At 68.9% G+C, this 23,731-nt stretch carries 21 protein-coding genes; 15 read left to right on the top strand and 6 right to left on the bottom strand.

All coding sequences use genetic code 11. From position 1 onward, the window contains the following. Positions 1-109: 109 nt before the first annotated feature. From AC07PZ_RS00165 to gloA2, 9 genes are all read left to right on the top strand, one after another. Positions 110-1,009, top strand: a complete 900-nt coding sequence (locus AC07PZ_RS00165) for a metallophosphoesterase family protein (RefSeq protein WP_495292975.1) — start codon at positions 110-112, stop codon at positions 1,007-1,009. 4 nt (positions 1,010-1,013) lie between these two features. Then, positions 1,014-1,397 carry a cupredoxin domain-containing protein gene (locus tag AC07PZ_RS00170; RefSeq protein WP_495292976.1) on the top strand — a complete coding sequence of 128 codons (384 nt, stop codon included), beginning with the start codon at positions 1,014-1,016 and terminating at the stop codon, positions 1,395-1,397. Between the two features lie 135 nt (positions 1,398-1,532). Further along, positions 1,533-2,702 carry an ROK family protein gene (locus tag AC07PZ_RS00175; protein ID WP_495293928.1) on the top strand — a complete coding sequence of 390 codons (1,170 nt, stop codon included), beginning with the start codon at positions 1,533-1,535 and terminating at the stop codon, positions 2,700-2,702. Next, positions 2,699-4,264, top strand: a complete 1,566-nt coding sequence (locus AC07PZ_RS00180; RefSeq protein WP_495292977.1) for a sugar ABC transporter ATP-binding protein — start codon at positions 2,699-2,701, stop codon at positions 4,262-4,264. The genes AC07PZ_RS00175 and AC07PZ_RS00180 overlap by 4 nt, the downstream gene beginning before the upstream one ends. Continuing rightward, positions 4,251-5,252, top strand: a complete 1,002-nt coding sequence (locus AC07PZ_RS00185; protein ID WP_495293929.1) for an ABC transporter permease — start codon at positions 4,251-4,253, stop codon at positions 5,250-5,252. Before AC07PZ_RS00180 ends, AC07PZ_RS00185 begins: the two co-directional genes overlap by 14 nt. A gap of 157 nt (positions 5,253-5,409) precedes the next feature. Next, positions 5,410-6,372, top strand: a complete 963-nt coding sequence (locus AC07PZ_RS00190; protein ID WP_495292978.1) for a substrate-binding domain-containing protein — start codon at positions 5,410-5,412, stop codon at positions 6,370-6,372. Between the two features lie 24 nt (positions 6,373-6,396). Continuing rightward, entirely contained in the window at positions 6,397-7,404 is a 1,008-nt protein-coding gene (locus AC07PZ_RS00195; protein ID WP_495292979.1) for a sugar phosphate isomerase/epimerase family protein, read from the top strand. Further along, the gene (locus AC07PZ_RS00200; protein ID WP_495292980.1) at positions 7,401-8,576 is read left to right on the top strand and encodes a Gfo/Idh/MocA family protein; all 1,176 of its coding nucleotides are present in this window, start codon (positions 7,401-7,403) and stop codon (positions 8,574-8,576) included. The genes AC07PZ_RS00195 and AC07PZ_RS00200 overlap by 4 nt, the downstream gene beginning before the upstream one ends. Before the next feature lie 26 nt (positions 8,577-8,602). Next, a complete protein-coding gene (gene gloA2 / locus AC07PZ_RS00205; protein WP_495293930.1) occupies positions 8,603-9,037 on the top strand; it encodes an SMU1112c/YaeR family gloxylase I-like metalloprotein in 435 nt (144 codons plus the stop codon). Between the two features lie 45 nt (positions 9,038-9,082). On the opposite strand, the gene AC07PZ_RS00210 is transcribed toward gloA2, so the two are convergent. Next, positions 9,083-11,248 (bottom strand): ATP-binding protein, encoded by a 2,166-nt coding sequence (locus tag AC07PZ_RS00210; protein WP_495292981.1) that lies wholly within the window; start codon positions 11,246-11,248, stop codon positions 9,083-9,085. 195 nt (positions 11,249-11,443) lie between these two features. Between AC07PZ_RS00210 and AC07PZ_RS00215 the strand changes: the two genes are divergently transcribed. The 6 genes from AC07PZ_RS00215 (at position 11,444) to AC07PZ_RS00240 (ending at position 17,903) form a co-directional block, all read left to right on the top strand. Further along, complete coding sequence (locus tag AC07PZ_RS00215) at positions 11,444-12,259, top strand: response regulator (RefSeq protein ID WP_495292982.1); 816 nt, start codon at positions 11,444-11,446, stop codon at positions 12,257-12,259. 206 nt (positions 12,260-12,465) lie between these two features. Then, positions 12,466-12,603: a hypothetical protein gene (locus AC07PZ_RS00220; protein ID WP_495292983.1), complete on the top strand. Its 138-nt coding sequence runs from the start codon at positions 12,466-12,468 to the stop codon at positions 12,601-12,603. Then, positions 12,600-13,589 (top strand): glycosyltransferase family 2 protein, encoded by a 990-nt coding sequence (locus tag AC07PZ_RS00225; RefSeq protein ID WP_495292984.1) that lies wholly within the window; start codon positions 12,600-12,602, stop codon positions 13,587-13,589. The genes AC07PZ_RS00220 and AC07PZ_RS00225 overlap by 4 nt, the downstream gene beginning before the upstream one ends. Before the next feature lie 160 nt (positions 13,590-13,749). Continuing rightward, on the top strand, positions 13,750-14,556 hold the full coding sequence (locus AC07PZ_RS00230; RefSeq protein ID WP_495293931.1) for an ABC transporter permease: 807 nt from the start codon (positions 13,750-13,752) through the stop codon (positions 14,554-14,556). Further along, positions 14,546-15,961 (top strand): ABC transporter ATP-binding protein, encoded by a 1,416-nt coding sequence (locus AC07PZ_RS00235; RefSeq protein WP_495292985.1) that lies wholly within the window; start codon positions 14,546-14,548, stop codon positions 15,959-15,961. Before AC07PZ_RS00230 ends, AC07PZ_RS00235 begins: the two co-directional genes overlap by 11 nt. Next, positions 15,954-17,903: a glycosyltransferase family 2 protein gene (locus tag AC07PZ_RS00240; RefSeq protein WP_495292986.1), complete on the top strand. Its 1,950-nt coding sequence runs from the start codon at positions 15,954-15,956 to the stop codon at positions 17,901-17,903. The genes AC07PZ_RS00235 and AC07PZ_RS00240 overlap by 8 nt, the downstream gene beginning before the upstream one ends. Positions 17,904-17,974: 71 nt before the next feature. On the opposite strand, the gene AC07PZ_RS00245 is transcribed toward AC07PZ_RS00240, so the two are convergent. Genes AC07PZ_RS00245 through AC07PZ_RS00265 form a run of 5 tightly spaced genes read right to left on the bottom strand, consistent with a single transcriptional unit; the run spans position 17,975 to position 23,728 of the window. Further along, on the bottom strand, positions 17,975-19,786 hold the full coding sequence (locus tag AC07PZ_RS00245; RefSeq protein WP_495292987.1) for an NAD(P)/FAD-dependent oxidoreductase: 1,812 nt from the start codon (positions 19,784-19,786) through the stop codon (positions 17,975-17,977). A gap of 60 nt (positions 19,787-19,846) precedes the next feature. Continuing rightward, positions 19,847-20,836 carry an ABC transporter ATP-binding protein gene (locus tag AC07PZ_RS00250; RefSeq protein ID WP_495292988.1) on the bottom strand — a complete coding sequence of 330 codons (990 nt, stop codon included), beginning with the start codon at positions 20,834-20,836 and terminating at the stop codon, positions 19,847-19,849. Then, positions 20,833-21,834, bottom strand: coding sequence for an ABC transporter ATP-binding protein (locus tag AC07PZ_RS00255; RefSeq protein WP_495292989.1), 1,002 nt, complete (start codon positions 21,832-21,834; stop codon positions 20,833-20,835). Before AC07PZ_RS00255 ends, AC07PZ_RS00250 begins: the two co-directional genes overlap by 4 nt. 2 nt (positions 21,835-21,836) lie before the next feature. After that, complete coding sequence (locus tag AC07PZ_RS00260) at positions 21,837-22,733, bottom strand: ABC transporter permease (RefSeq protein WP_495293932.1); 897 nt, start codon at positions 22,731-22,733, stop codon at positions 21,837-21,839. Positions 22,734-22,786: 53 nt separating this feature from the next. Beyond that, the gene (locus AC07PZ_RS00265) at positions 22,787-23,728 is read right to left on the bottom strand and encodes an ABC transporter permease (RefSeq protein WP_495292990.1); all 942 of its coding nucleotides are present in this window, start codon (positions 23,726-23,728) and stop codon (positions 22,787-22,789) included. Between the last annotated feature and the right edge of the window lie 3 nt (positions 23,729-23,731).

The raw sequence follows: 23,731 nt of genomic DNA on the forward strand, positions 1-23,731 counted from the left end.
CACAGGTGGCCCGGGAATATTTCTGCGGGTCGACGGGTATGTCAATGCACAGGCCCTTGCGCCGAACACATGCGGCACCGCAAACGTGCCGCCAACCAGGAGAACAGCGATGAGTTCATTCGACAGAAGGCAGTTCATGCAGTTGGCAGGCGTCGGCGGTGCCGTCTTCATGTCAGGCCTTTCGGGCCTTGCTCGGGCGGCGGACGCCGCGGGCGTTGCGGCGCCGGAGGACTTCTACTTCGTGCAGCTTTCCGACAGCCACTGGGGCTTCGACGGGCCGCCCAACCCCTACGCGCAAGGCACGCTGCCGAAGGCCGTCGCCTCGGTCAATGCACTCGAGGTCCAGCCCGATTTCGTCGTCTTCACCGGCGACCTGACCCAGACCACGGACGACCCCAGGGAACGCCGAAAGCGCATGGCCGAATTCAAGGAGATCGTCGGGGCGCTCAAGGTGAAGGACGTGCGATTCATCCCCGGCGAGCACGACGCTTCGCTCGACAACGGCAAGGCCTTCAAGGAGTTCTTCGGGCCGACGCACTACACCTTCGACCACAAGGGCGTCCACTTCATCGTGCTCGACAACGTGAGCGACCCGGGCGCCCAGCTCGGCGACGCGCAACTCGCGTGGCTCGAAGAGGACCTGAAGACGCAGGCGGCGGACGCGCACATCGTCGTCTTCGCGCACCGGCCGCTGTTCGACCTCGCACCCCAATGGGACTGGGCCACGCGCGACGGCGCCAAGGCAGTCGCATTGCTGATGCCCCATGACAACGTGACCGTGTTCTACGGCCACATCCATCAGGAGCACCACCAGATGACCGGCCACATTCCGCATCACTCGGCGAAGTCGCTGATCTTCCCGCTGCCCGTCGTCGGCTCGCAACCCAAGCGCACGCCGCTGCCGTGGGACCCCGCGCAGCCGTACAAGGGCCTCGGCTTCCGCGAGATCCAGGCGCAGGCAAAGAAGGCCGACTACGCCATCACCGAATACCCCGTTCAGAAAGCCTGAAGCCATGCCGATCGATACACGCAGACGCACATGGATGGTGGCCGCCGGTGCCGCGGCACTCGGCTCGCTCGCCGCGGGCTCGGCCGTGCTCGCGGCAACTGCAAAGCCCACGCCGCGGGTGATCAAGGTGATTGCCAGGAAGTTCGTGTTCGTGCCGGACGAGATCCGCGTGAAGCAGGGCGAAACCGTCATCCTGCAATTCAGCGCACCGGAGGTCCCGATGGGCGTCAACCTGGCCGACTTCCATGTCCGGACCGACATCGTGCCCGGCAAGGACGCGATGCTCGAGTTCACGCCGGACAGGACCGGCAGCTTCATCTTCCTGTGCGATGTCTTTTGCGGCACCGGGCATGAGGAGATGAACGGCACCTTGGTCGTGACAGTTTGACCTGAATTTGTCCGAAGTTGGATCTTGTCTGGCTGAAGGTGCACCTCTAGTATCCGCAGGCGACCGGCCACACGCTGCCGGATCAAGCGACGGAGACACACGTTGGAACGCTGGAGCGGCCTCACTGCCGACGAGATGCTGCTGCTGGAAACGACCTTCTGGTCGGCCGGCGGCTCGCGCCATCGCATGGCCGAACGGCTGGCCTTTTCGAAGAGCAAGACCAACGCGCTGATCGCCGGGCTCGTCGACCAGGGCATCCTGGCCGAAGCCGGCCTGCAGCAATCCTCGGGCGGCCGCCGCGCCGAAAACCTCCAGCTCAGCAGCACGCTCGGCGTGCTGGTCGGCATCGACATCGGCGCCACCAGTCTCGACATCGCCGTGCTGCGGCCCGACCTGCAACCCGTGGCGCAACACACCGAAGCCGCCGATGTGCGGCAGGGTCCCGGCGTGGTGCTGGCCCGCGTGCGGGTCATCCTGCGTGAACTGCTCGCGCGCTGCGGAGCGACTCCCCGCCAGGTGCTCGGCATCGGCATCGGCGTGCCGGGTCCGGTCAACTTCCAGAGCGGCCAGCTGGTGAATCCGCCACTGATGCCGGCCTGGGACGGCTTCTCGATCCGCGACCTGCTGCGCGAGGACTATGCCGCGCCGGTCTTCGTCGACAACGACGTCAACCTGATGGCGCTCGGCGAGCTGTGGCGGCTGAAGCGCTCGCTGTCCAACTTTCTCGTCATCAAGGTCGGCACCGGCATCGGCTGCGGCATCGTCTGCCATGGCGAGGTGTACCGCGGCGCGGCCGGTTCGGCTGGCGACGTGGGCCACATCTGCGTCGACCAGGAAGGCCCGCGCTGCCATTGCGGCAACGTCGGCTGTGTCGAGGTGATGGCCGCCGGGCCGGCCATCACGCGCATGGCGGTGCAGGCGGCGAACGACGGGCAGAGCGAAGCGCTGGCCGACTGCCTGCGACGAACCGGGCGGATCGATGCGACCGACGTCGGGCATGCCGGCCGTGCCGGCGACGCGGCGGCCAACGGCATCATCCAGAAGGCGGGCAGCCTGCTGGGCCAGATGCTGGCGTCGGTCGTCAACTTCTTCAATCCGTCGCACATCTTCATCGGCGGCGGCATCACGCACATCGGTCCGCTGTTCCTGGCGGCCGTGCGGCAGAGCGTCTACCAGCGCTCGCTGGCGCTGTCGACCCGGCATCTCGAGATCCAGTACACACCGCTCGGCGCGCAGGCCGGCGTCACCGGTGCCGGCGTGCTGGCCATGCAGGAAACCCTCAAGGTCCGCGGAGTGGCGCCATGACAGACAAGCATTCATCCGCCGCCACGGCCAGCACAGCGACGGGCGTGTCGGTCGACTTCGACCGGATCGTCAAGGCCTTCGGGCCGGTGCAGGTGCTGCACGGCGTGAGCTTCTCGCTGGAACCCGGCCGGGTGTATGGCCTGCTCGGCGAGAACGGCGCGGGCAAGTCGACGCTGATGAAGATCCTGTCGGGCTACGAGCAGCCGAGCGCCGGCACGCTGCGCATCAACGGCGCGCCGCAGCAGTTCGCGAGTTCGCGCGACGCCGAGGCGCTGGGCATCGTCCTGATCCACCAGGAATTCAACCTGGCGGAGGACCTGAGCGTGGCCCAGAACATCTTCCTCGGCCATGAAAAGAAGAAACCGCCCCTGGGCTGGCTGCTCGACGACGCATCGATGGAGCGCGACGCCGCGGCCGCGCTGGCCCAGGTCGGCCTGCAGGTCGACCCCAAGACCAAGGTGCGCCGCCTGATCGTGGCCGAGAAGCAGCTGGTCGAGATCGCCAAGGCGATCGCCCGCCGTGCGCGCCTGCTGATCATGGATGAGCCTACCGCGACGCTGACGCCCGGCGAGACCGAGCGCCTCTTCAAGCTGATTGCGCAGCTGCGTGCCGATGGCGTGACCATCGTCTACATCTCGCACAAGCTCGACGAGGTCGAGCGCGTGACCGACGACGTGATCGTGATGCGCGACGGCCGCTTCGTCACGCGCGCGCTGACCGCCGACGTCACGCGCCAGCAGATGGCGAACCTGATGGTGGGCCGCGAGCTGGCCGACCTCTATCCGCCGCGCGACGCCGTGGTGCAGGGCGGTGCGCCCGCGCTGCGCGTGCGCAACTTCAGCGTGCCCGGCTGGGCGCAGGACACGAGCTTCGAGGTGCGCCCCGGCGAGATCCTCGGCTTTGCCGGCCTGGTCGGTGCCGGCCGTACCGAGCTGTTCGAAGGCCTGCTGGGCCTGCGCCCGGCGAGCGGCAGCGTCGAGATGCTCGGCCGCACGGTGCCGAACCAGAAGGGCTGGCGCAACCCGCGCGACGCCGCGAAGAACGGCTTCTCCTACCTCAGCGAAGACCGCAAGGGCAAGGGCCTGCACGTGCACTTCGGCCTGCGGCAGAACCTCACGCTGATGGCGCTGGAGCGCTATGCCACGCCGTGGCTCAAGCCCGACGCCGAGCGCGCCGCGCTGGCCGAGGCGGTGAAGGACTACGGTATCCGCACCGGCGATCTCGATGCGCGCGCGTCGTCGCTGTCGGGCGGCAACCAGCAGAAGCTGGCGCTGGCCAAGGTGCTGCAGCCGCAACCGAAGGTCGTGGTGCTGGACGAGCCCACGCGCGGCGTCGACGTCGGCGCCAAGCGCGACATCTATTTCCTGATCCAGCGACTGGCCCGCGAAGGGCTCGCCGTGATCGTCGTCTCGTCCGAGCTGATGGAGCTGATCGGCCTGTGCCACCGCGTCGCGGTGATGCGCGCCGGCCGGCTCGTAACGACGCTGGACGCGGACCATCTCACCGAAGAAGAACTCATCGCCCATGCCACAGGAACAGCCCATGACCATGCCAACGCCTGAGGCCGCCGCGCACCGCGCCGAGAACAAGCCCGGATGGGCCGAGCGCCTGCACGGCGTCGGCCCGGTCATCGGGCTGGTGCTGCTGTGCATCGCCGGCACGCTGCTCAACAGCGACTTCGCCACGCTCGACAACGCGATGAACGTGCTCACCCGCACCGCCTTCATCGGCATCATCGCGGTCGGCATGTGTTTCGTGATCATCTCGGGCGGCATCGACCTGTCGGTCGGCTCGATGGCCGCGCTGATCGCCGGCAGCGTGATCATGTTCATCAACTGGGCGGGGCCGGCGACCGGTTCGCCGCTGATGGCGGTGGTGCTCGGCGCTGGGCTCGCGGTGGTGCTGGGCGCGATGTTCGGGCTGGCGCACGGGCTGCTGATCACCAAGGGCCGGATCGAGCCCTTCATCGTGACGCTGGGCACGCTCGGCATCTTTCGCGCGTACCTCACGTACTTCGCCGATGGCGGCGCGCTGACGCTCGACAACGAGCTGTCGGACCTGTACGCGCCGGTGTACTACGCGAGCCTGCTGGGCATTCCGGTGCCGGTCTGGGTGTTCTTCATCGTCGCGGTGATCGGCGGCGTGATCCTGAACCGCACCGCCTACGGCCGCTACGTGCAGGCCATCGGATCGAACGAGCAGGTGGCGCGCTATGCCGCGGTCGACGTCGACCGCGTGAAGATCCTGACTTATGTGCTGCTGGGTGTCTGCGTGGGCATCGCCACGCTGCTGTACGTGCCGCGCCTCGGCTCGGCGTCGCCCACCACCGGCCTCCTGTGGGAGCTGGAGGCGATCGCCGCGGTGATCGTCGGCGGCACCGCGCTCAAGGGCGGCGCGGGCAGCATCACCGGCACGGTGATCGGCGCGATCCTGCTGTCGGTCATCAGCAACATCCTGAACCTCACCAGCATCATCAGCGTGTACCTCAACGCGGCGGTGCAGGGCTTCGTGATCATCATCGTCGCGTTCCTGCAGCGCAGCAGAAGATGACTCGCCCCCAGTCTTCGCGCACTTCGTGTCGCTCCGCCAACCCCCTGCCGGGGGCCACACCAGCGGCCCGGCCCAGCCGGTTCCGCGGTGTTCCACGAAAAGTCATTGTGTTCATTGTTCCGTTCCCGCTTCCCTCAACCACAAGGAGACATCCGTCATGACACGTTTCACACGTCGTATCGCGCTCACGGCCATCGCAGCCGCATCCCTGGCCAGCCTGCCGGCGCTGGCCGCCGAGAAGGTCAACCTCGGCGTCTCGATCCCGGCCGCCACGCACAGCTTCATGGGCGGCATCAACTACTGGGCCAACCAGGCGAAGAAGGACCTCGAGAAGGAACACAAGGACCTGAAAATCACGATCAAGACCGCCAGCGGCGCGCCCGAACAGGCCAACCAGCTGCAGGACTTCACGACCGTGACCAAGATCAACGCGCTGGTGATCTTCCCGTTCGAATCGGCCGCGCTGACCAAGCCGGTGGCCCAGGTGAAGGCCAAGGGCGCCTACGTGACCGTGGTCGACCGCGGCCTGACCGACACCAGCGCGCAGGACGCGTACGTGGCCGGCGACAACACCGCCTTCGGCCGCATCCCCGCCGAGTACATCGTGAAGACGCTGGGCGGCAAGGGCAACGTGGTGGCGCTGCGCGGCATCGCGACCACGCTGGACAACGAGCGCATGGACGCCTTCAACGCGGTGCTCAAGGCCAACCCCGACGTGAAGCTGCTCGACGCCAAGTACGCCAACTGGAACCGCGACGACGCCTTCAAGGTGACGCAGGACTACCTCACGCGCTTCAAGAACATCGACGCGATCTGGGCGGCCGACGACGACATGGCGGTCGGTGTGCTGAAGGCCATCGAACAGGCCAAGCGCGACGACATCAAGATCGTGTTCGGCGGCGCGGGCGCCAAGGGCATGGTCAAGACCATCATGGACGGCAAGGACAAGCGCATCGGTGCCGACGTGAGCTACTCGCCGAAGTTCATCTACGACGCGATCAAGCTCACGGCCGAAGCCCGCCTGAAGGGCGAGAAGCTGCCGGCCACGACGATCATCCCGTCGGTCCTCATCACGAAGGACAACGCAAAAGACTTCTACCACCCCGACTCGCCGTTCTGATCCTCACTCGCCCCCGCAGACACCATGGCAAGACCCGTCACTCTCTTCACCGGCCAATGGGCCGACCTTCCGCTGGCCGAGCTGGCGCCGCTCGCCCGGCGAATGGGCTATGACGGCCTCGAGCTGGCCTGCTGGGGCGATCACTTCAACGTGCAGGAGGCGCTCGCCTCCGAGCGCTACGTGCAGGACAAGCGGGCACTGCTGCAGTCGCATGGCCTGCAGTGCTTCGCGATCGGCAACCACCTGGTCGGCCAGGCCGTGTGCGACCTGATCGACGAACGCCACAAGTCGATCTTGCCCGACCATGTGTGGGGCGACGGCGAGCCCGAAGGCGTGCGCCAGCGCGCCGCCAGCGAGCTGGCCGACACCGCGCGCGCGGCCGCGGCCTTCGGCGTGAAGACCGTGACCGGCTTCACCGGTTCGTCGGTCTGGCACGCCACCTATGCGTTCCCGCCGACCACGCAGACCTTCTGGGACAAGGGCTTCGCCGACTTCGGCCGCCGCTTCAGCCCGATCCTGGACGTGTTCGAGCAACACGACATCAACTTCGCGCTCGAGGTGCATCCGACCGAGATCGCCTTCGACATCGCTTCCGCCGAACGCGCGATCGCGGCTGTGCACGGCCACCGCCGCTTCGGCTTCAACTTCGACCCGAGCCACCTGGGCTACCAGGGCGTCGACTACGTCAAGTTCATCCGCCTGTTCCACGACCGCATCTACAACGCCCACATGAAGGACGTGTGGTGGGGCAAGGGCGACGGCACGGTCGGCGTGTTCGGCGGCCACACCAGCTTCGGCGATGTGCGCCGTTTCTGGGACTTTCGCAGCGTCGGGCGCGGCATGATCGATTTCGAGTCGGTCATCGTCGCGCTCAACGACATCGGCTACGCCGGCCCGCTCAGCGTCGAGTGGGAAGACAGCCGGATGGACCGCGTGCACGGCGCCACCGAGAGCGCGGCGTTCTGCAAGCGGCTCGACTTCAAGCCCGCGGCCGGCGCGTTCGACGCCGTGTTCGCCAAAGAAAACCGATGAGCGCCACGCCTTCTTCCACCATCCACCGCAAGCTGCGCTACGCCATGGTCGGCGGTGGGCGCGACGCCTTCATCGGCGCGGTGCACCGCCACGCCATCGCGCTCGACGGCCAGGCCGAACTGGTGGCCGGCGCGCTCTCGTCGAGCCCGGACAAGGCGCGCGCCTCGGGCCGCGACCTGTTCCTGCCCGACGCGCGCAATCACGGCGACTGGGCCGCGCTGCTGGCCGACGAGCTGCGGCGGCCGGCCGACGAGCGCGTCGATTTCGTCGTCATCGTCACGCCCAACCATGTGCACTTTCCGGTGGCGCAGGCCTTCGTCGAGGCCGGCTTCCATGTGGTGTGCGACAAGCCGCTGGTGCACACGAGCGCGCAGGCCGATGCGCTGGTCGCGGCCGTCGCACGGCAAGGCACGGTGTTCGGCGTCACCTACAACTACAGCGGCTATCCGATGGTTCGGCAGGCGCGCGCGATGGTCGCCGCCGGCGAACTGGGCACGGTGCGCAAGGTGGTGTGCGAATACAGCCAGGGCTGGCTCGCGACCGCGCTCGAGGACGATGGCAACAAGCAGGCCGGCTGGCGGCTCGACCCGGCCCGCAGCGGTGCGGCCGGCGCCATCGGCGACATCGGATCGCATGCGGAAAACCTGATCGCCACGGTCACCGGCCTTCGGATCGAGAGCCTCTGCGCCGATCTGGGTTCGCTGGTGCCGGGCCGCGCGCTCGACGACGACGCGAACCTGCTGCTGCGCTTCACCAATGGCGCGCGCGGCGTGCTGGTCGCATCGCAGATCAATTCGGGCGTGGAGAACGACCTGCGCCTGCGCGTGTCCGGCACGCTCGGCACCGTCGAGTGGCAGCAGGAACAGCCGAACGAGCTCATCCATCGGACGCTCGATGGCCCGGCGCGCCGGCTGACCCGCGCATCGCCGTGGCTGCATCCGGCGGCGCTGCGCGCCAACCGCCTGCCCAGCGGCCATCCGGAAGGCTTCATCGAAGCGTTCGCCAATGTCTACGCCGGCATCTTCGCGAGCATCCGCGCGCGGCTTGGCGGCCAGCAGGACGATCCGCCGGACGCGGACTATCCGCGTGTGGAAGACGGCGCGCGCGGCGTGCGTTTCATCGAGCGCACGGTCGCGTCCGCGGCGAGCTACGCCAAGTGGACGCCCTGGTGAATGCGTCTGCGGCCACACTGGCGGCCATGCAAACCCCGACGAACATTCCGCCGTTGCGCGGCATCCACCACGTGGCGATCATCTGCTCGGACTACCAGCGTTCGAAGCACTTCTACACCGAGGTCCTGGGATGCCGGGTCGTTGCCGAGAACTACCGCGCGGCACGTGATTCCTTCAAGCTGGACCTGGAGTTGCCCGGCGGCGCGCAGATCGAGCTGTTCTCCTTCCCCAGTCCGCCCGCCCGACCGAGCCGACCGGAAGCCGCCGGCCTGCGGCACCTGGCATTGGCCGTCGAAGACCTCGACGCCTGGAAGGTGCACCTGGAAGCGGCGTCCGTGCCGGTCGAAGAGATCCGGGTGGACGAGTTCACGTCACGCCGATTTTTCTTCTTCCAGGATCCTGACGGTCTTCCTCTCGAGCTGTACGAGGTGCCGGCGCAGGTGCGTCACCCAGCGCCCTGACGCGATCGGGAGCGTTCTGTCGCAGACCGATCGCCAATGGACGGCTCACGCTGATGCGGCAACCTTCATGGCGAGCGGAACGCGCAGCTGCGCGACGAGCCCGTGCGGCCCGGGCTTGAGTTCGACATCGCCGCCGTGCGCCCGCGCAATCGACCGGCATACGGCCAGTCCCAGGCCGCTGCCGGCGGCACCCGATGCGCGTGCGTCCGGCGTTCGATAGAAGGGCTGGAACACGCGTGCCAGCTCACCGTCCGCGATGCCGGGGCCGCGGTCGCTGATCTCGGCGACGGCGCTGTCGCCCTCCCGGAACAGGCGGACGCGGGCCTGCGTGCCGTACTTCACCGCGTTCTCGATCAGGTTGTCGAGCACGCGGCGCATGCCGATCGCGTCGACGTCGACCGGCGCGCTCTCCGTGTGTTCCAGCCGCACGTTCTTGCCGACGAACACGGCCTGTTCCACCACGTCGTCGACCAGGCTCGCGAAGTCCATCTGCTCGCGCGTGCCGGGCGTGGAGGCGTCGCGGATGAAGGCCAGCACGGCGCCGATCATCTGTTCCATCTCTTCCACGTCCTCCAGCATGCCGGCGCGCACGTCGTCGGGCACGTCCTCGATGCGAAAGCGCATGCGGGTGAGCGGGGTGCGGAGGTCATGGCTGATGGCGCCGATCATCACCGTGCGGTCGTCGACGAAGCTGCGCAGGCGCGACTGCATGCGGTTGAAGGCCTGCGCGGCGCGGCCGATCTCGGCCGGCCCTTCCAGTGCCAGCACCGGCGCCGACGGGTCCCGCCCCAGGCGCTCGGCCGCCTGCGCGAAGCCGCTGATCGGGCGCACCAGCCGGCGCGAGAAGAGCCAGCCGGCCGGCAGCACCACCGCCGCCGCGATCGCGAACCAGAGCAGCACCCGGCGCTGCCACGCATTCGGAAAGGGTTCGGGAATCGGCTGCACCACGATCCAGCTGCCTTCGGTCGTGTGCACCGCCGCCACGAAGTCGCCCTCGACGAAGGGCGCCGGTGCGAGGCCGAAGAGCCCGCGCGCGGCAGGCCGCACCTCCACGGGCTGCGCGGGCGCCGCCTGAGGCTTGGGTGCCGGCGATACCGCGGCGACTGGCGGCCGCGACACCTCGGCGGCTCGGGGAACGATCGCGGCCGATGGCGCCGGTGCAGAAGGCCGGCTCGGCGCCGGCGCGATCCTGCGTTGGGTTTCGGGCACGGGCGCGGCGCGCGTGCCGGTCGCCGGTGCTGGCGACGCGGACGGTGTGCTCGTCGCGGCCATCGGCGGCGCTGCGGGGCGGCGTTCTATGGGCGGACGCGTGCTCGCGTTCGGGCCGGGCCGAGGCGCGTCGGCCGCACCACTGCGCGCCGGGGCCGCTGTACCCGCTGTACCCGCTGCGCCAGCGGGAGGCTGCGGGGCGCCATTGCCGGATTGCGCCGGGGCGGCGACAGGTGCCGCGTCGCGGCTGGCCGAGGGTGGTGTCGATGGGGTTGCCGCTGCGCTGTCCGTGCCTGCCGGCGCCTGCCGGGCTGCCGCGGCTGCGGGCTCGGCGGCCGGGCTGGTTGCATTGCCGCTGGTCGACGGAGTTCCTTCCGAGGGCTTGGGCTGTGTGGTCGGTGCGGCATCGGGCGTGGCCCGGCGGCCGGGAACACCGTCGGGAAAACCGAAGCCACCCGGGCGGCCGTTGCCCCATCCGCCGGACCCGCCGAATCCACCCATGCCACCGCCGCCGGGACCGCCGCCCGCCTGGACCCGCAGGAAGCCCGACCGGTCCAGACTGTCCGGGTCCGCGTCGGCCAGCCGCAGCGGTGCCTTGCGCACGGCCAGCGGCGCGGGGCGGACGGCGTTCGCCGCGGTTCCCGTGCCTGCGAAGGGCAACGGCGTGTAGAAATAAAGGCGGACTTCTTCTTCAGGCCGCTCGAGAAGGCGGGCGAGATCGCGGCGCGTGCTGTCGGACAGCAGCCAGCCCGGGCCCTTCGCCTCGGGCGGGCCTGCCTGCAGCGTGCGTTGCAGCCGGGTGCTGCGGTCCACCGCCTTTCGGCCTGCCAGGACCTGGGCGATCTCGCCGAGATCCCATTGCGACTGGGGCTCGGGCGGCAGCAGCAGCGTGAGCGCGAGCGTCGCCCCCTGGGCCACCACCAGCCCCGCCAGCAGCAGCCCCATGATCTGCAGGGCGAGCGGCGGGCCCAGCCATCGGCGTGAAGCACCTGTCGGGTTCATGGGTCGATGCTTGCAGGGGCGGCGCCGAATGTCACGTTGGGTCCCGCCATGGTGGCGCGTTCGGGTCGATGGAAAAGCGGCATTTTGCAGGTTCGCCCGGGTGGCCGGATGTCGCCGTATTGCGCCGGATTGCAGCTTTGTGTCGGCGGCCGGCGTTCCCGGCCTATGATCCCGGGCCGCAGAACGGTCCCCAACGTGAATCTTTCCACCCGCATCCTTGTCGTCGACGATGACGCCGGCATCCGAAGCCTGGTGTCGTCGTTCCTGGAGAAGCACGGCTTCCAGGTCGACGTGGCCGGCCATCCCGGCGAGATGCGCGAGCGGCTGGCGCAGTCGACCTACGCGTTGATCGTGCTCGACGTCATGATGCCCGGCGAGGACGGCCTGACGGCGCTGCGGCAACTGCAGAACAGCGGCGCACCGCCGGTCATCATGCTGTCGGCCGTGGGCACCGACATCGACCGCATCATCGGCCTGGAGATCGGGGCCGAAGACTATCTCGCCAAGCCCTGCAACCCGCGCGAGCTGCTGGCACGCATCCGCACCGTGCTGCGGCGGGTGTCGGGGCCGGCACCCGTGCCGGCATCCGCGCCGACGCCCGTGCCGGCCACGCCCCGCGACCTGCCAGCGCCTGCGCACAGCCGCGACGGCGTGGGCGTGGGCGAGGCGCAGGACGCGGAAGACGCATCGCTGCACTTCGCCGGCTGGCGGCTCGACGTGGCTGGCCGCCTGCTGTACGACCCCGAAGGCCAGATCGTGTCCGTGTCCGACGGCGAGTTCCGCCTGCTCCGGGCGCTGGCGCAGCACCCGCGCCGGGTGCTGACCCGCGATCAACTGATGGGCTATGCGATGGGCGCGGACGCCGACAGCTACGACCGCGCGATCGACGTGCAGATCAGCCGGCTGCGGCGCAAGCTGTCGCGCAGCGGCGCGCCGGTCGAGCTGATCCGCACGGTGCGCAACGAGGGCTACATCTTCGTTCCGGCCGTGAGCCGCACACCGCCAGCCTGACGTTCGCCGCGGCTGGCCGCAGACAGCGGCAGCTTGGCGAGGTCCGGCAACAAAGCCGCAACACGGCGAAATCCGCCAGCAAAGACAGCCTTCGAGACTCCGGGCTCCACTACGGAGCTCACATTGAACGTCTTCGACACGCATCCGGCGACTGGCCGCGAACACGGTCTCCCCGCATCTTTTCCGGCGCGAGCCGGAGACCGGCCATGACGGGTTGGGAGTGGGGCTCGATCGCCACCCTGGCGATCGGCGACGCGCTGCTGCTGCGGGCCTTCCTGCGCTGGGACCACAGGCACCTGGCAAGGCTGATCCCGCTCGCTTCTGCACAGGAGCGGCTGCCATGACCCAGGTCTCCGTCGCGCTGTGCATGCACAACGGCGCGGCCTTCATCCGCGAACAGGTCCGCAGCATCTGCCGCCAGACCCATCCGCCGTCGGAGATCGTCATCTCGGACGACGCATCGACCGACGGCGGCGTCGAGATCGCACAGGCGGCCTTCGACGAATGCGCCCGCGAGAACACCGACCAGCGCATCGAGGTCGTCATCCTCCAGAACACCAAGGCCCTGGGCGTGACCCGCAATTTCGAGCAGGCCGTGATGCATTGCCATGGCGAACTCGTGATGCTGTGCGACCAGGACGACGCCTGGCATCCGCACCGGCTCGAGCGCTTGCGGACCGAGTTCGAACGCCGCCCCGAACTGCTGCTGCTGCACAGCGACGCCCGGCTGGTCGATGCGCACAACCGCAGTCTGGGCGGGTCGTTGTTCCACGCGCTCGAGGTGCAGCCCGCCGAGCTGGCATGCATCCACGATGGCCGCGCCTTCGACGCGCTGCTCCACCGCAACCTGGTCACCGGCGCGACGGCCGTGTTCCGCCGCAGCCTGCTGGACCATGCGCTGCCCTTTCCCGAGGAATGGCTGCACGACGAATGGCTCGCGATCATTGCCGCCGCCGTCGGCCGCGTCGACGTGCTGGAAGAAGAGCTGATCGACTACCGGCAACACGACAACAACCAGCTCGGCGCGCGGCGCGAGTCCTTCCTGCAAAAGGTCCAGCGTGCCCTTGTGTCCAGCGGCGACAGCCAGTCGCGGATGGCCGTCAAGGCCGAGAAGCTGCTGGCCCAGATGCTGCGGCTGGTGGGCGAGGTCGAGGTCGAGAAGATCGGGCTGGTGTTCGACAAGCTGGAACACCAGCGCTTTCGCGCAACGCTGCCCAACAGCCGGCTCGCACGCATCCTGCCGATCGCCCACGAGGCGCTGAAGGGCCACTACGCCCGCGTCGGCCGCGGCGGCAAGGGCATCGTGCGCGACCTGCTGCAGCCCAAGTAGCGGTGCAGCCCCAACCCCCAGGGGCCCAAGCCCCCAAAGCCCAACTCTTCCACGTGCTTTTCCGTCCACTTCCCATGCCACTTCCACCATCCTCCTGCCGCCATCCCATGGCCGAACCGGGAGCACGCGTTTGAACCCGCACCTGGCGGCCGCCACGTCGATGAAGTCCCTCGCCTGCACGCTCTGGTCGCACCGCGAGCTGATCGCCCGCATGACGCGGCGCGAGATCAGCGGCCGCTACAAGGGTTCGTGGATGGGGCTGTTCTGGTCCTTCCTCAACCCGCTGTTCATGCTGGCGGTCTACACGCTGGTCTTCTCCGTCGTCTTCAAGGCGAAGTGGGGCGTCGACACCGGCGGGCCGGGCGGCCGCACGCAGTTCGCCATCGTCCTGTTCGCCGGAATGATCGTGCACGCCTTCTTCGCCGAGGTCATCAACCGGGCGCCGGGCCTGATCCTCGCGAACACCAACTTCGTGAAGAAGGTCGTCTTCCCGCTCGAGACGCTGGTGGCGACCACGGCCGGCGCCGCGCTGTTCCATGCGGCGACGAGCACGGCGGTCCTGCTGCTGGCCTTCGGGGTCTTCAACGGGCATCTGCAATGGACGACGGTGTTCCTGCCGCTGGTGTTCCTTCCGCTGATCGTGCTGGCGATGGGCTGCGGCTGGTTTCTCGCCTCGGTCGGCGTCTTCGCCCGGGACATCGCGCAGGTCGTGGGCATGGCCACGGCCGTCCTGATGTTCCTGTCGCCCGTCTTCTTCCCGGTGAGCGCGCTGCCGCCGCGCCTGCAGCCCTGGATCCAGCTCAATCCGCTGACCTTCATCATCGAGCAGATGCGCGAGGTCGTGATCTGGGGGCACCTGCCCGACTGGGCCGGGCTGGGCCTCTATCTCGCCATCGCGACCGCGGTGGCCTGGCTGGGCTACGCCTGGTTCCAGAAGACGCGCACGGGGTTCGCCGATGTCCTCTGAAGACCTGGCCATCGACGTGGCAAACCTGGGCAAGTGCTACCGCACCTATGCCCGCCCCATCGACCGCCTGCGCCAGTTCGTAGTCCCCCCGGCGCGCCAGCTGCTGGGCCTGCCGACGCAGCCCTATTTCAAGGAGTTCTGGGCGCTGGACGACGTGTCGTTCCAGGTGCGCCGAGGCGAGACCGTGGGCATCGTCGGGCGCAACGGGTCGGGCAAGTCCACGCTGCTGCAGACCATCTGCGGCACGCTGATGCCGACCCTCGGCACGGTGGAAACGCAGGGCCGCGTGGCGGCGCTGCTCGAACTGGGCGCGGGCTTCAACCCCGAGTTCTCGGGGCGTGACAACGTCTACATGAACGCATCGCTGCTGGGCCTGTCGCGTGCCCAGACCGATGCCCGCTTCGACGCCATCGCCGCGTTCGCCGACATCGGTGCGCACATCGACCAGCCGGTGAAGACCTATTCGAGCGGCATGTACGTGCGGCTGGCCTTCGCCGTCATCGCGCACGTCGATGCGGACATCCTGATCGTCGACGAGGCGCTGTCGGTGGGCGACGCCGTGTTCACCCAGAAGTGCATGCGCTTCATCCGCGAGTTCCAGCAGAAGGGCACGCTGCTGTTCGTGAGCCACGACATGGGGTCGGTGCAGAACCTCTGCCAGCGCTCGATCTGGATGGGCCAGGGCAAGATCGTGGCGTCGGGCCCGTCGAAGCAGGTGGTGGCGTCCTATCTGCGGCAGACGCTGCAGGAGGTGTATGGCGGCGCGGTGTCGCTCGCGCCGCTGGAAACGCCCAGGACGTCGGAGCTGCCGGAGCTGCGGGAGATGCACGAGATGGCATGCGTGGCCGACGGCGTCGATGATGCCGAACAGGCCGGTTCGCCCGACGCGGCGCCGGTCATCGACTACGCATCGCGCCTGCGCGTCGACCCTGCGAACCTGGCCGACGCGACCGGCTGGAAGACCGGTGCCGGCGAGATCGTGTCGATCGCGATCGAGCGGCCGGACGGCGCACCGTCGACAGTCTTCGAAGGCGGCGAACCGGTGCGGCTCGTCATCCGCGCGATGGCCCGGCAGGGCTTCGATCATCCGATCCTCGGTTTCATTCTCAAGGACCGCCTGGGGCAGGACCTGTTCGGCGAGAACACGCTGCCGCTGACGGCCTTTTCGCCCCGCGCCGTGCGGACCGGCGAGACCTTCCACGCGGCCTTCGAGTTCCGCATGCCGATGCTTCCGAACGGCAGCTACACGCTGATGGCCTCGCTGGCCGACGGCGATCTCTACGACAACGTGCAGCACCACTACATGCACGACGCGCTCGTGCTGCATGTGGCGTCCAGCCAGATCCGCTGGGGCCTGGTGGGCATTCCATTCCAGAAGATCGAGTTCGAGGTCGACCATGAATGAACGGACGATCCCGAACCAGGCAGGACGGCTCGCGAGCCCGCTGCGCTGGAGTGCGCGCAAGGTCCGCGGCGTCGGGCGGCTGGCGCGCCGCCTGGGGCAACGGGTGTCGCACCATCAGGGCCTCGTGGGCACCGCGCGACGCACGGCGGCCATCTGGCGGCAATCCGGCCTGCGGGGCCTCTGGCAGGCGTTCGGCAACCTGCGCGCGGCCGACCGCAACGTGGGCGCTGCACTGGACTATCGCGAATGGGTCGCGCGCTACGACACGCTCGACGCACCCGCGCGGGCGCTGCTGCGCGAGCGTGTCCAGGCGCTGCCGCGCCTGCCGCTGATATCGGTCGTCATGCCGACCTACAACGCCAACCCGGCGTGGCTGCACGCTGCGATCGAATCGGTGCGATCGCAGCTGTATCCGCACTGGGAGCTGTGCATCGCCGACGACGCGTCGACGGATGCGGGAACACGCGAGGTGCTGAACGCCTACCGCGGCGACGCCCGGATCCGCGCCGTGCGGCGGCCGCGCAACGGGCACATCGCCGCGGCGTCGAATACCGCGCTGACGCTGGCCCACGGCGAATGGATCGCGCTGCTGGACCACGACGACCTGCTGAAGGAAGACGCGCTGTTCTGGATCGCCGACTGCATCAACCGTCATCCGGCGGCGCGGCTCATCTACACCGACGAGGACAAGCTCGACGCGGCCGGCATGCGCTGCGACCCGTACTTCAAGCCCGACTGGAACCCGGATCTCATCCACTCGCAGAACATGTTCTGCCACCTCGGCGCCTACCGCACGTCGCTGGTACGCCAGGTCGGCGGCTTTCGCGTGGGGCTGGAGGGTGCGCAGGACTACGACCTCGTGCTGCGCTGCATCGAGCGGATCGAGCCATCGCAGATCCAGCATGTGCCCCGGGTGCTCTATCACTGGCGCGTGCATGCGCAGAGCACGGCGGCCGGTGTGGATGCCAAGCCCTATGCGCAGGTGGCCAGCGAGCGGGCGCTCAACGAGCACTTCGCGCGGTGCGGCGTGCAGGCCACCGCCGGATGGGCCGGCAGCGGCTACCGGACGCGCTACGCGCTGCCGGACACGCCGCCGCGCGTCACGCTGATCATCCCGACGCGCAATGCGCTGCCGCTGCTGCGCCAATGCGTGGAGAGCATCCGCATGCGCACGCGCTACCCGAACTACGAGATCCTGATCATCGACAACGGATCGGACGATCCGGCGGCCCGCCGCTACCTCGATGCGCTGAACGACCAGCCCGACACCGAGGTCCTGCGGATCGACAGCCCCTTCAACTACGCGGCGCTCAACAACACCGCGGTGTCGCACTGCGGCGGTGAACTGGTGGCGCTGATCAACAACGACATCGAGGTCATCTCGCCGGACTGGCTGGGGGAGATGGTGTCCATCGCGCTGCAGCCCGGCGTCGGCGCGGTCGGCGCGCGGCTCTGGTATCCGGACGACACGCTGCAGCACGGTGGCATCGTCCTGGGCATCGGCGGCGTTGCCGGCCACAGCCACAAGGGCCTGGCGCGCGGTCGGGCGGGGTACTTCGGGCGCGCCGACCTGATCCAGTCCCTGTCGGCGGTCACGGCCGCCTGCCTGGTGGTGCGGCGCGACACCTATCTCGCGGTCGGTGGCCTGGAAGACGTGCACCTGAAGGTGGCCTTCAACGACGTCGACTTCTGCCTGCGGCTGCTGGAGGCCGGCTGGCGCAACGTCTGGACGCCCTATGCGGAGCTCTACCACCACGAGTCGGCCACGCGCGGCACCGATGCCTCACCGGAAAAACAGCAACGCTTCGCCTCCGAAGTGGCGTACATGAAGCGCCGCTGGGGCGTGGGGCTGCTGCGCGACCGCGCCTACAACCCGAACCTCACGCTGACCCGGGAAGACTTCTCGCTGGGGAATCCGCCTGCGGATCGGTCGCACCGATGACGCAGGCCCTGGCGCCGGACTAGCCGCGTCGGCGAGCCACGGAAGGGATGGCACGGGGGCCGCTCCCCGGATCAGCGCAGATGGTGGACTTCTTCCATTCCCCAGACCGGCGTCGACAGGCCTTCCATCCGCGCCTTCAACTGCAGCGCCAGGTAGAGCGAGTAGTGCCGCGACTGGCTGAGGTTGCCGCCGTGGAACCACAGTGCAGTCTGCTGCGTCGGCTTCCACATGTTGCGCAGCTCGCCTTCCCACGGGCCGGGGTCGCGCGTGGTGTCGGAGCCGACGCCCCAGCACTTGCCCACGCGGTCGGCCACCTCGGGCGACACGATGTCGGCCACCCAGGCGTTCATCGAGCCATAGCCGGTCGCATAGACCAGCAGGTCGGCCGGCAGCTTCTCGCCGCTGGTCAGCACCACGCCGTCGGGCTCGATCTTCGCGATGCCGACACCGCTGCGCAGGCCGATCTGCCCGTCCGCCACGAGTTCCGACGCACCGACGTCGATGTAGTAGCCGGAGCCGCGGCGCAGGTACTTGGTGTGCAGGCCCGAGCCGTCCTCGCCGAAGTCCAGCATGAAGCCGACCTGCCGCAGGCGTTCGTAGAAAGCCGCGTCGGCCTCCGCGATGCCCTGCCAGATCGGGATGTTGACCAGCGCCGCGATCTTCAGCGGGGTCGAGGCCTGGATCAGGTCGGCCCGGTCGGCGTCGATGCCGCGTTCGACCGCGTCCTCGGAATAGAGCTTGCCGATCACGCGTTCCATCAGCGTGTCGGACTTGGCGATCAGCGTGGACGAGCGCTGCAGCATGGTCACCTCGGCGCCGTGCTCCCACAGGTCGGCGCAGATGTCGTGCGCCGAGTTGTTGGCGCCGAGCACCACGCAGCGCTTGCCGCGCCAGTCCTCGCCGCCGCGGTAGGCGCTCGAATGGCATTGCTCGCCCGCGAAGCGCTCGTGCCCTTCGATGACCGGCGTGCTCGGATAGCCCGACACGCCGAGCGCGAACACCAGCTGCTTCGGCCGCAGCACGACGGTCCTGCCCGCGCGCCGCACGGTCACGGTCCATTCGCCGGCGGCCTCGTCGTAGCGCGCGCTGTCGCACTCGGTGGACGACCAGTAGTTGATCTCCATGATGCGCGTGTAGGCCTCGAGCCAGTCGCCCAGCTTGTCCTTGGGCGTGAACACCGGCCAGTCCTCCGGGAAGGGCAGGTAGGGCAGGTGGTCGTACCAGACCGGGTCGTGCAGGCAGAGCGACTTGTAGCGCTGGCGCCAGGAGTCGCCGGCGCGCGCATTGCGCTCGATCACGATGGTCGGCACGTCCAGGCGCCGCAGCCGCGCCGCCAGGCCGATGCCGCCCTGGCCGCCACCGATGATCACGCAGTAGGGCTGCTCGGTGTCGCCGAGCGTCGCCTCTTCGTGCTGCCGTTCCTCGAGCCAGGTGCGGCGGCCGGCGCCGTAGTGATGTGCGGTGCCGAGCTGGCGGCGGCGGCCGGACTTCTCTTCGAAGCCGTCGAGCTCGCGCAAGGCGGTGAAGAAGGTCCAGCACTTGCCGTCACGCAGCCGCAGATGGCCCTGGCCGCGGCCGACGGAGGTCTCGAAGCGGAACCACGCACCGAGCGTGTCGCCGTCGACCTGCACGCTGGCCGCGTCGAGCGTCCAGGTCGGTGCGCTGTCGAACTGCGGCAGCGCCTGCGCGAGCATCTCCCGAACCGTCGCGATGCCTTCGACGGTCTTGATGTTCCAGGTGAAGGCGAGGAAGTCGCGCCAGAAGCAGTCTTCGGCGAACAGCGCGGGCAGGGCGTCCAGCTGCCGATCGGCGAGCGTGGCGGCGAGCGCGTCGAGCCATTCGCGGGCCTGGCCGACGGCGGAATCCTGTGGGGTAGCGTTCATGGGTGGGTCTCTGGTTTGTCTCTTCGTGATGCGTTCCTGCCAGGCGTCCGGCGCCTGGGGTCAGGTGGGCAGCGCCTGCAGATGGCAGGCGGCCCATTGCCCGTCGCCCTTGTCCTCGAGCGGCGGCGCCTCGCTGCGGCAGCGGTCGAAGGCATGCGGACAGCGCGTGTGGAAGTGGCAGCCGGCGGGCGGGTTCACCGGGCTGGGTACGTCGCCCTTGAGCACGATGCGCCGGCCCGCCTTCGCGTTGCCCGGCGCGGCCGACAGCAGGGCCTGCGTGTAGGGGTGGCGCGGCGATCCGAACAGCTTGCGCGCCGTGCCCTGCTCGACGATACGGCCCAGGTACATCACGGCCACGCGGTGCGTCATGTGCTCGACGATGCCGAGGTCGTGGCTGATGAACAGCAGGGCCAGGCCCAGCTCCGCCTGCAGGTCCTGCAGCAGGTTGACGATCTGTGCCTTGACCGAGACGTCGAGCGCCGACACGGCTTCGTCGCAGATCACCAGCTTCGGCCGCGAGGCGAGCGCGCGCGCGATGCAGATGCGCTGGCGCTGGCCACCCGAGAACTCGTGCGGATAGCGCCGTGCGGCGTCGCGCGGCAAGCGCACCAGGTCGAGCAGTTCGTCGACCCGCGCCTGCACGCCGGCCGGCGACAGCGCCGGCTCGAAATTGCCGACCGGCTCGGCCAGCGCGTCGCGCACCGTCATGCGTGGGTTGAGGCTCGCGAACGGATCCTGGAACACCACCTGGAGGTCGCGCCGCAACGGCCTCAGCTGCCGCGCCGACAGGTTGTCGATGCGCTGGCCGTCCAGCCGCACCTCGCCCGCCGTCAGGTCGAACAACCGCAGCACGGAGCGGCCGACCGTCGACTTGCCGCAGCCCGATTCGCCGACCAGCGAGAGCGTCTCGCCGCGGTCGATGTGGAATGACACGCCGTCCACGGCGTGCACCTGCCCGGTCGACGCACCCAGCCAGCTGCGCTTGAGCGGGAAGTGCTTCCTCAGGTTCGTGACTTCGAGCAGGGGGTTCACAGTCACGGCGGCATTCATGCGGCAAGCTCCATGGCGAACGCGTCGGCCGGCGCATGGTGGCAGGCCGCGAAATGCGCCGGTGCCTTGGCCGCGAGTGCGGGCGCGACGCGATGGCACAGCTCGGTCGCCCGGCTGCAGCGCGGTGCGAACAGGCAGCCGTCGATGCGTGTCTTCAGGCTCGGCACCATGCCCGGGATTTCGGTGAGCCGTGCCTTTTCCGCCTGCTGCGAAGCGCCCGGCTTCGGGATGGCGGCCAGCAGGCCCTGGGTGTAGGGGTGGCGCGGGCGCGCCATCAGTTCGTCGACCGCGGCTTCTTCGACCTTGCGGCCGGCATACATCACCATCACGCGTTCGGCCACGTCGGCGACCACGCCGAGGTCGTGCGTGATCAGCACGATCGCCGCGCCGGTGCGGTCCTTCAGCTCGGCCATGAGGTCGAGGATCTGGGCCTGGATGGTCACGTCGAGCGCGGTGGTCGGTTCGTCGGCGATCAGCAGCTTCGGGTTGCAGGCCAGCGCCATCGCGATCATCACGCGCTGCCGCATGCCGCCCGACAACTGGTGCGGGTACTCGTGCAGCCGCCGTTCCGGTGCGGGGATGCCGACCAGCTGCAGCATCTCGATCGCGCGCCGCGCCGCTGCGCGCTTGTCCAGCTTCTGGTGAAGGCGCAGCGTCTCGGCGATCTGGAAGCCGACCGTCAGCACCGGGTTCAGGCTGGTCATCGGCTCCTGGAAGATCATCGAGATCTCGTTGCCGCGCACCGCACGCATCGCGGCGTCGTCGAGCGCAAGCAGCTCACGCCCCATGAAGCGGATGCTGCCGGCGATCTTCGCGGGCGGCTCGGGCAGCAGGCGCAGCAGCGACATCGAGGTCACCGACTTGCCGCAGCCCGATTCGCCGACGATCGCCAGCGTCTCGCCCTCGTTCACCTCGAACGACAGGCCGTCCACCGCGCGGTTCACGCCGTCGGGCGTGCGGAAGTGCACGCGCAGGTTCTCGACTTCGAGCAAGGCCATCGTCAGATCCCCTTGGCCGCGCGCGGGTCGAGCGCGTCGCGCAAGCCGTCGCCCAGCAGATTGATGGCCAGCACCGTGGCCGACAGGAACACCGCCGGTATGAACACGATGTAGGGCTTGACCTGCCAGAGCGCACGGCCCTCGGCCATGATGTTGCCCCACGAGGGCGTGCTCGGCGGGATGCCCGCGCCGATGAAGGACAGCATGGCCTCGATGATCATCGCGCTGGCGCAGATGTAGGTGGCCTGCACCATCATCGGCGCGATGGTGTTGGGCATGATGTGGCGCGCGATGATGCGCAGCGTCGGCGTGCCGGTGGTGATGGCGGCGTCGACATAGGCCTGCTCGCGCAGCGACAGCACCACGCCGCGCACCAGCCGCGACACCCGCGGGATCTCCGCGATCGTGATCGCGATGATCACGTTGCCGATGCTGCCGCGCGTGAGCGCCATCAGCGCGATTGCCAGCAGGATCGGCGGGATGGACATCAGCGCGTCCATGGCCCGCATGATCGGTCCGTCGGCCCAGCGCACGAAGCCCGAGACCAGTCCGATCGCCAGGCCGACCGCCGTCGCGATGAAGGCGACCGAGAAGCCCACGATCAGCGACACCCGGGTGCCCAGCAGCACGCGCGAATAGACGTCGCGGCCCAGCATGTCGGTGCCGAACCAGTATTCGGCCGATGGCACGCGGGTGCGCCGGGCCGGCGAGATCGCGCTCGGGTCGACGGTGCCCAGCCAGGGCGCGAGCAGGCCGACGAGGATCAACAGCAGCAGCAGGCCGCCGCCGATCGCGATGGTCGGATGGCGGCGCACATGGCCGATCCAGCCGGTGCGGCGCACCACGGGCGGCAACAGGTCGGGCAGCGCCGGCGCTTCCGGCGGCGGCGTGGCCGGCATGGCATCGGCCGCCGGCGACAGGCGCCGCACCTCGGCAGGAACGTGAAGGGAGTTCAATACCGGATCCTCGGATCGAGCAGGGTGTAGGAGACGTCGATCAACAGGTTGATCAGCATGTAGACGAAGCTGAACATCAGCACCACGCCCTGGATCACCGGGTAGTCGCGGCGCAGGATGGCGTCGACCGTCAGCCGGCCGATGCCGGGGATCGCGAACACGCTTTCGGTGACCACGGCACCGCCGATCAGCATCGCGATGCCCAGCCCGATCACGGTGACGATCGGCACCGAGGCGTTCTTCAGCGCATGCACGAACAGCACGCCCTTGCTGGCCAGCCCCTTGGCGCGCGCGGTGCGCACGTAGTCCTGCTGCAGCACTTCGAGCATGGTGGTGCGCGTGATGCGTGCGATCAGCGCGACATAGCCGAAGCTCATGGTCAGCGCGGGCAGCAGCAGCCGTTGCAGCCAGGGCCAGACGCCTTCCGACAACGGCACATAGCCCTGCACCGGCAGCCATTGCAGCTGCAGCGCGAATACCCAGGCGATGAGATAGCCGATGGCGAACACCGGCACCGAGAAGCCGAAGACCGCGAAGGCCATGATCGCGCGGTCGAACAGGCTGCCCGACTTCCAGGCCGCGACGACGCCCAGCGGCACGGCCACGACCACGGCGGCGACCAGCGTCAGCACCAGCAGCGAACCGGTGGCCTCGAGCCGCTGGCCGATCAGCGCCGTCACCGGCGTGCCGGTGAAGATCGACTTGCCCAGGTCGAAGTGCAGCACGCGCCAGGCCCAGTCGCCGAACTGCACGAGAAACGGCCGCGACAGGCCCAGGCTCTCGCGGATGCGGGCCAGGTCTTCCGGCGTGGCCTGGTCGCCCGCGATCATCGCGGCAGGGTCGCCGGGTGCGAGGTAGAGCAGGCTGAAGATGAAGAAGGCGACCAGCGCCATCACCGGCAAGGTGGCGCCGGCGCGGCGCAGCACGTAGTTGAACATCGC

This window comes from Variovorax sp. GW821-FHT10B04 (genome assembly GCF_059415645.1).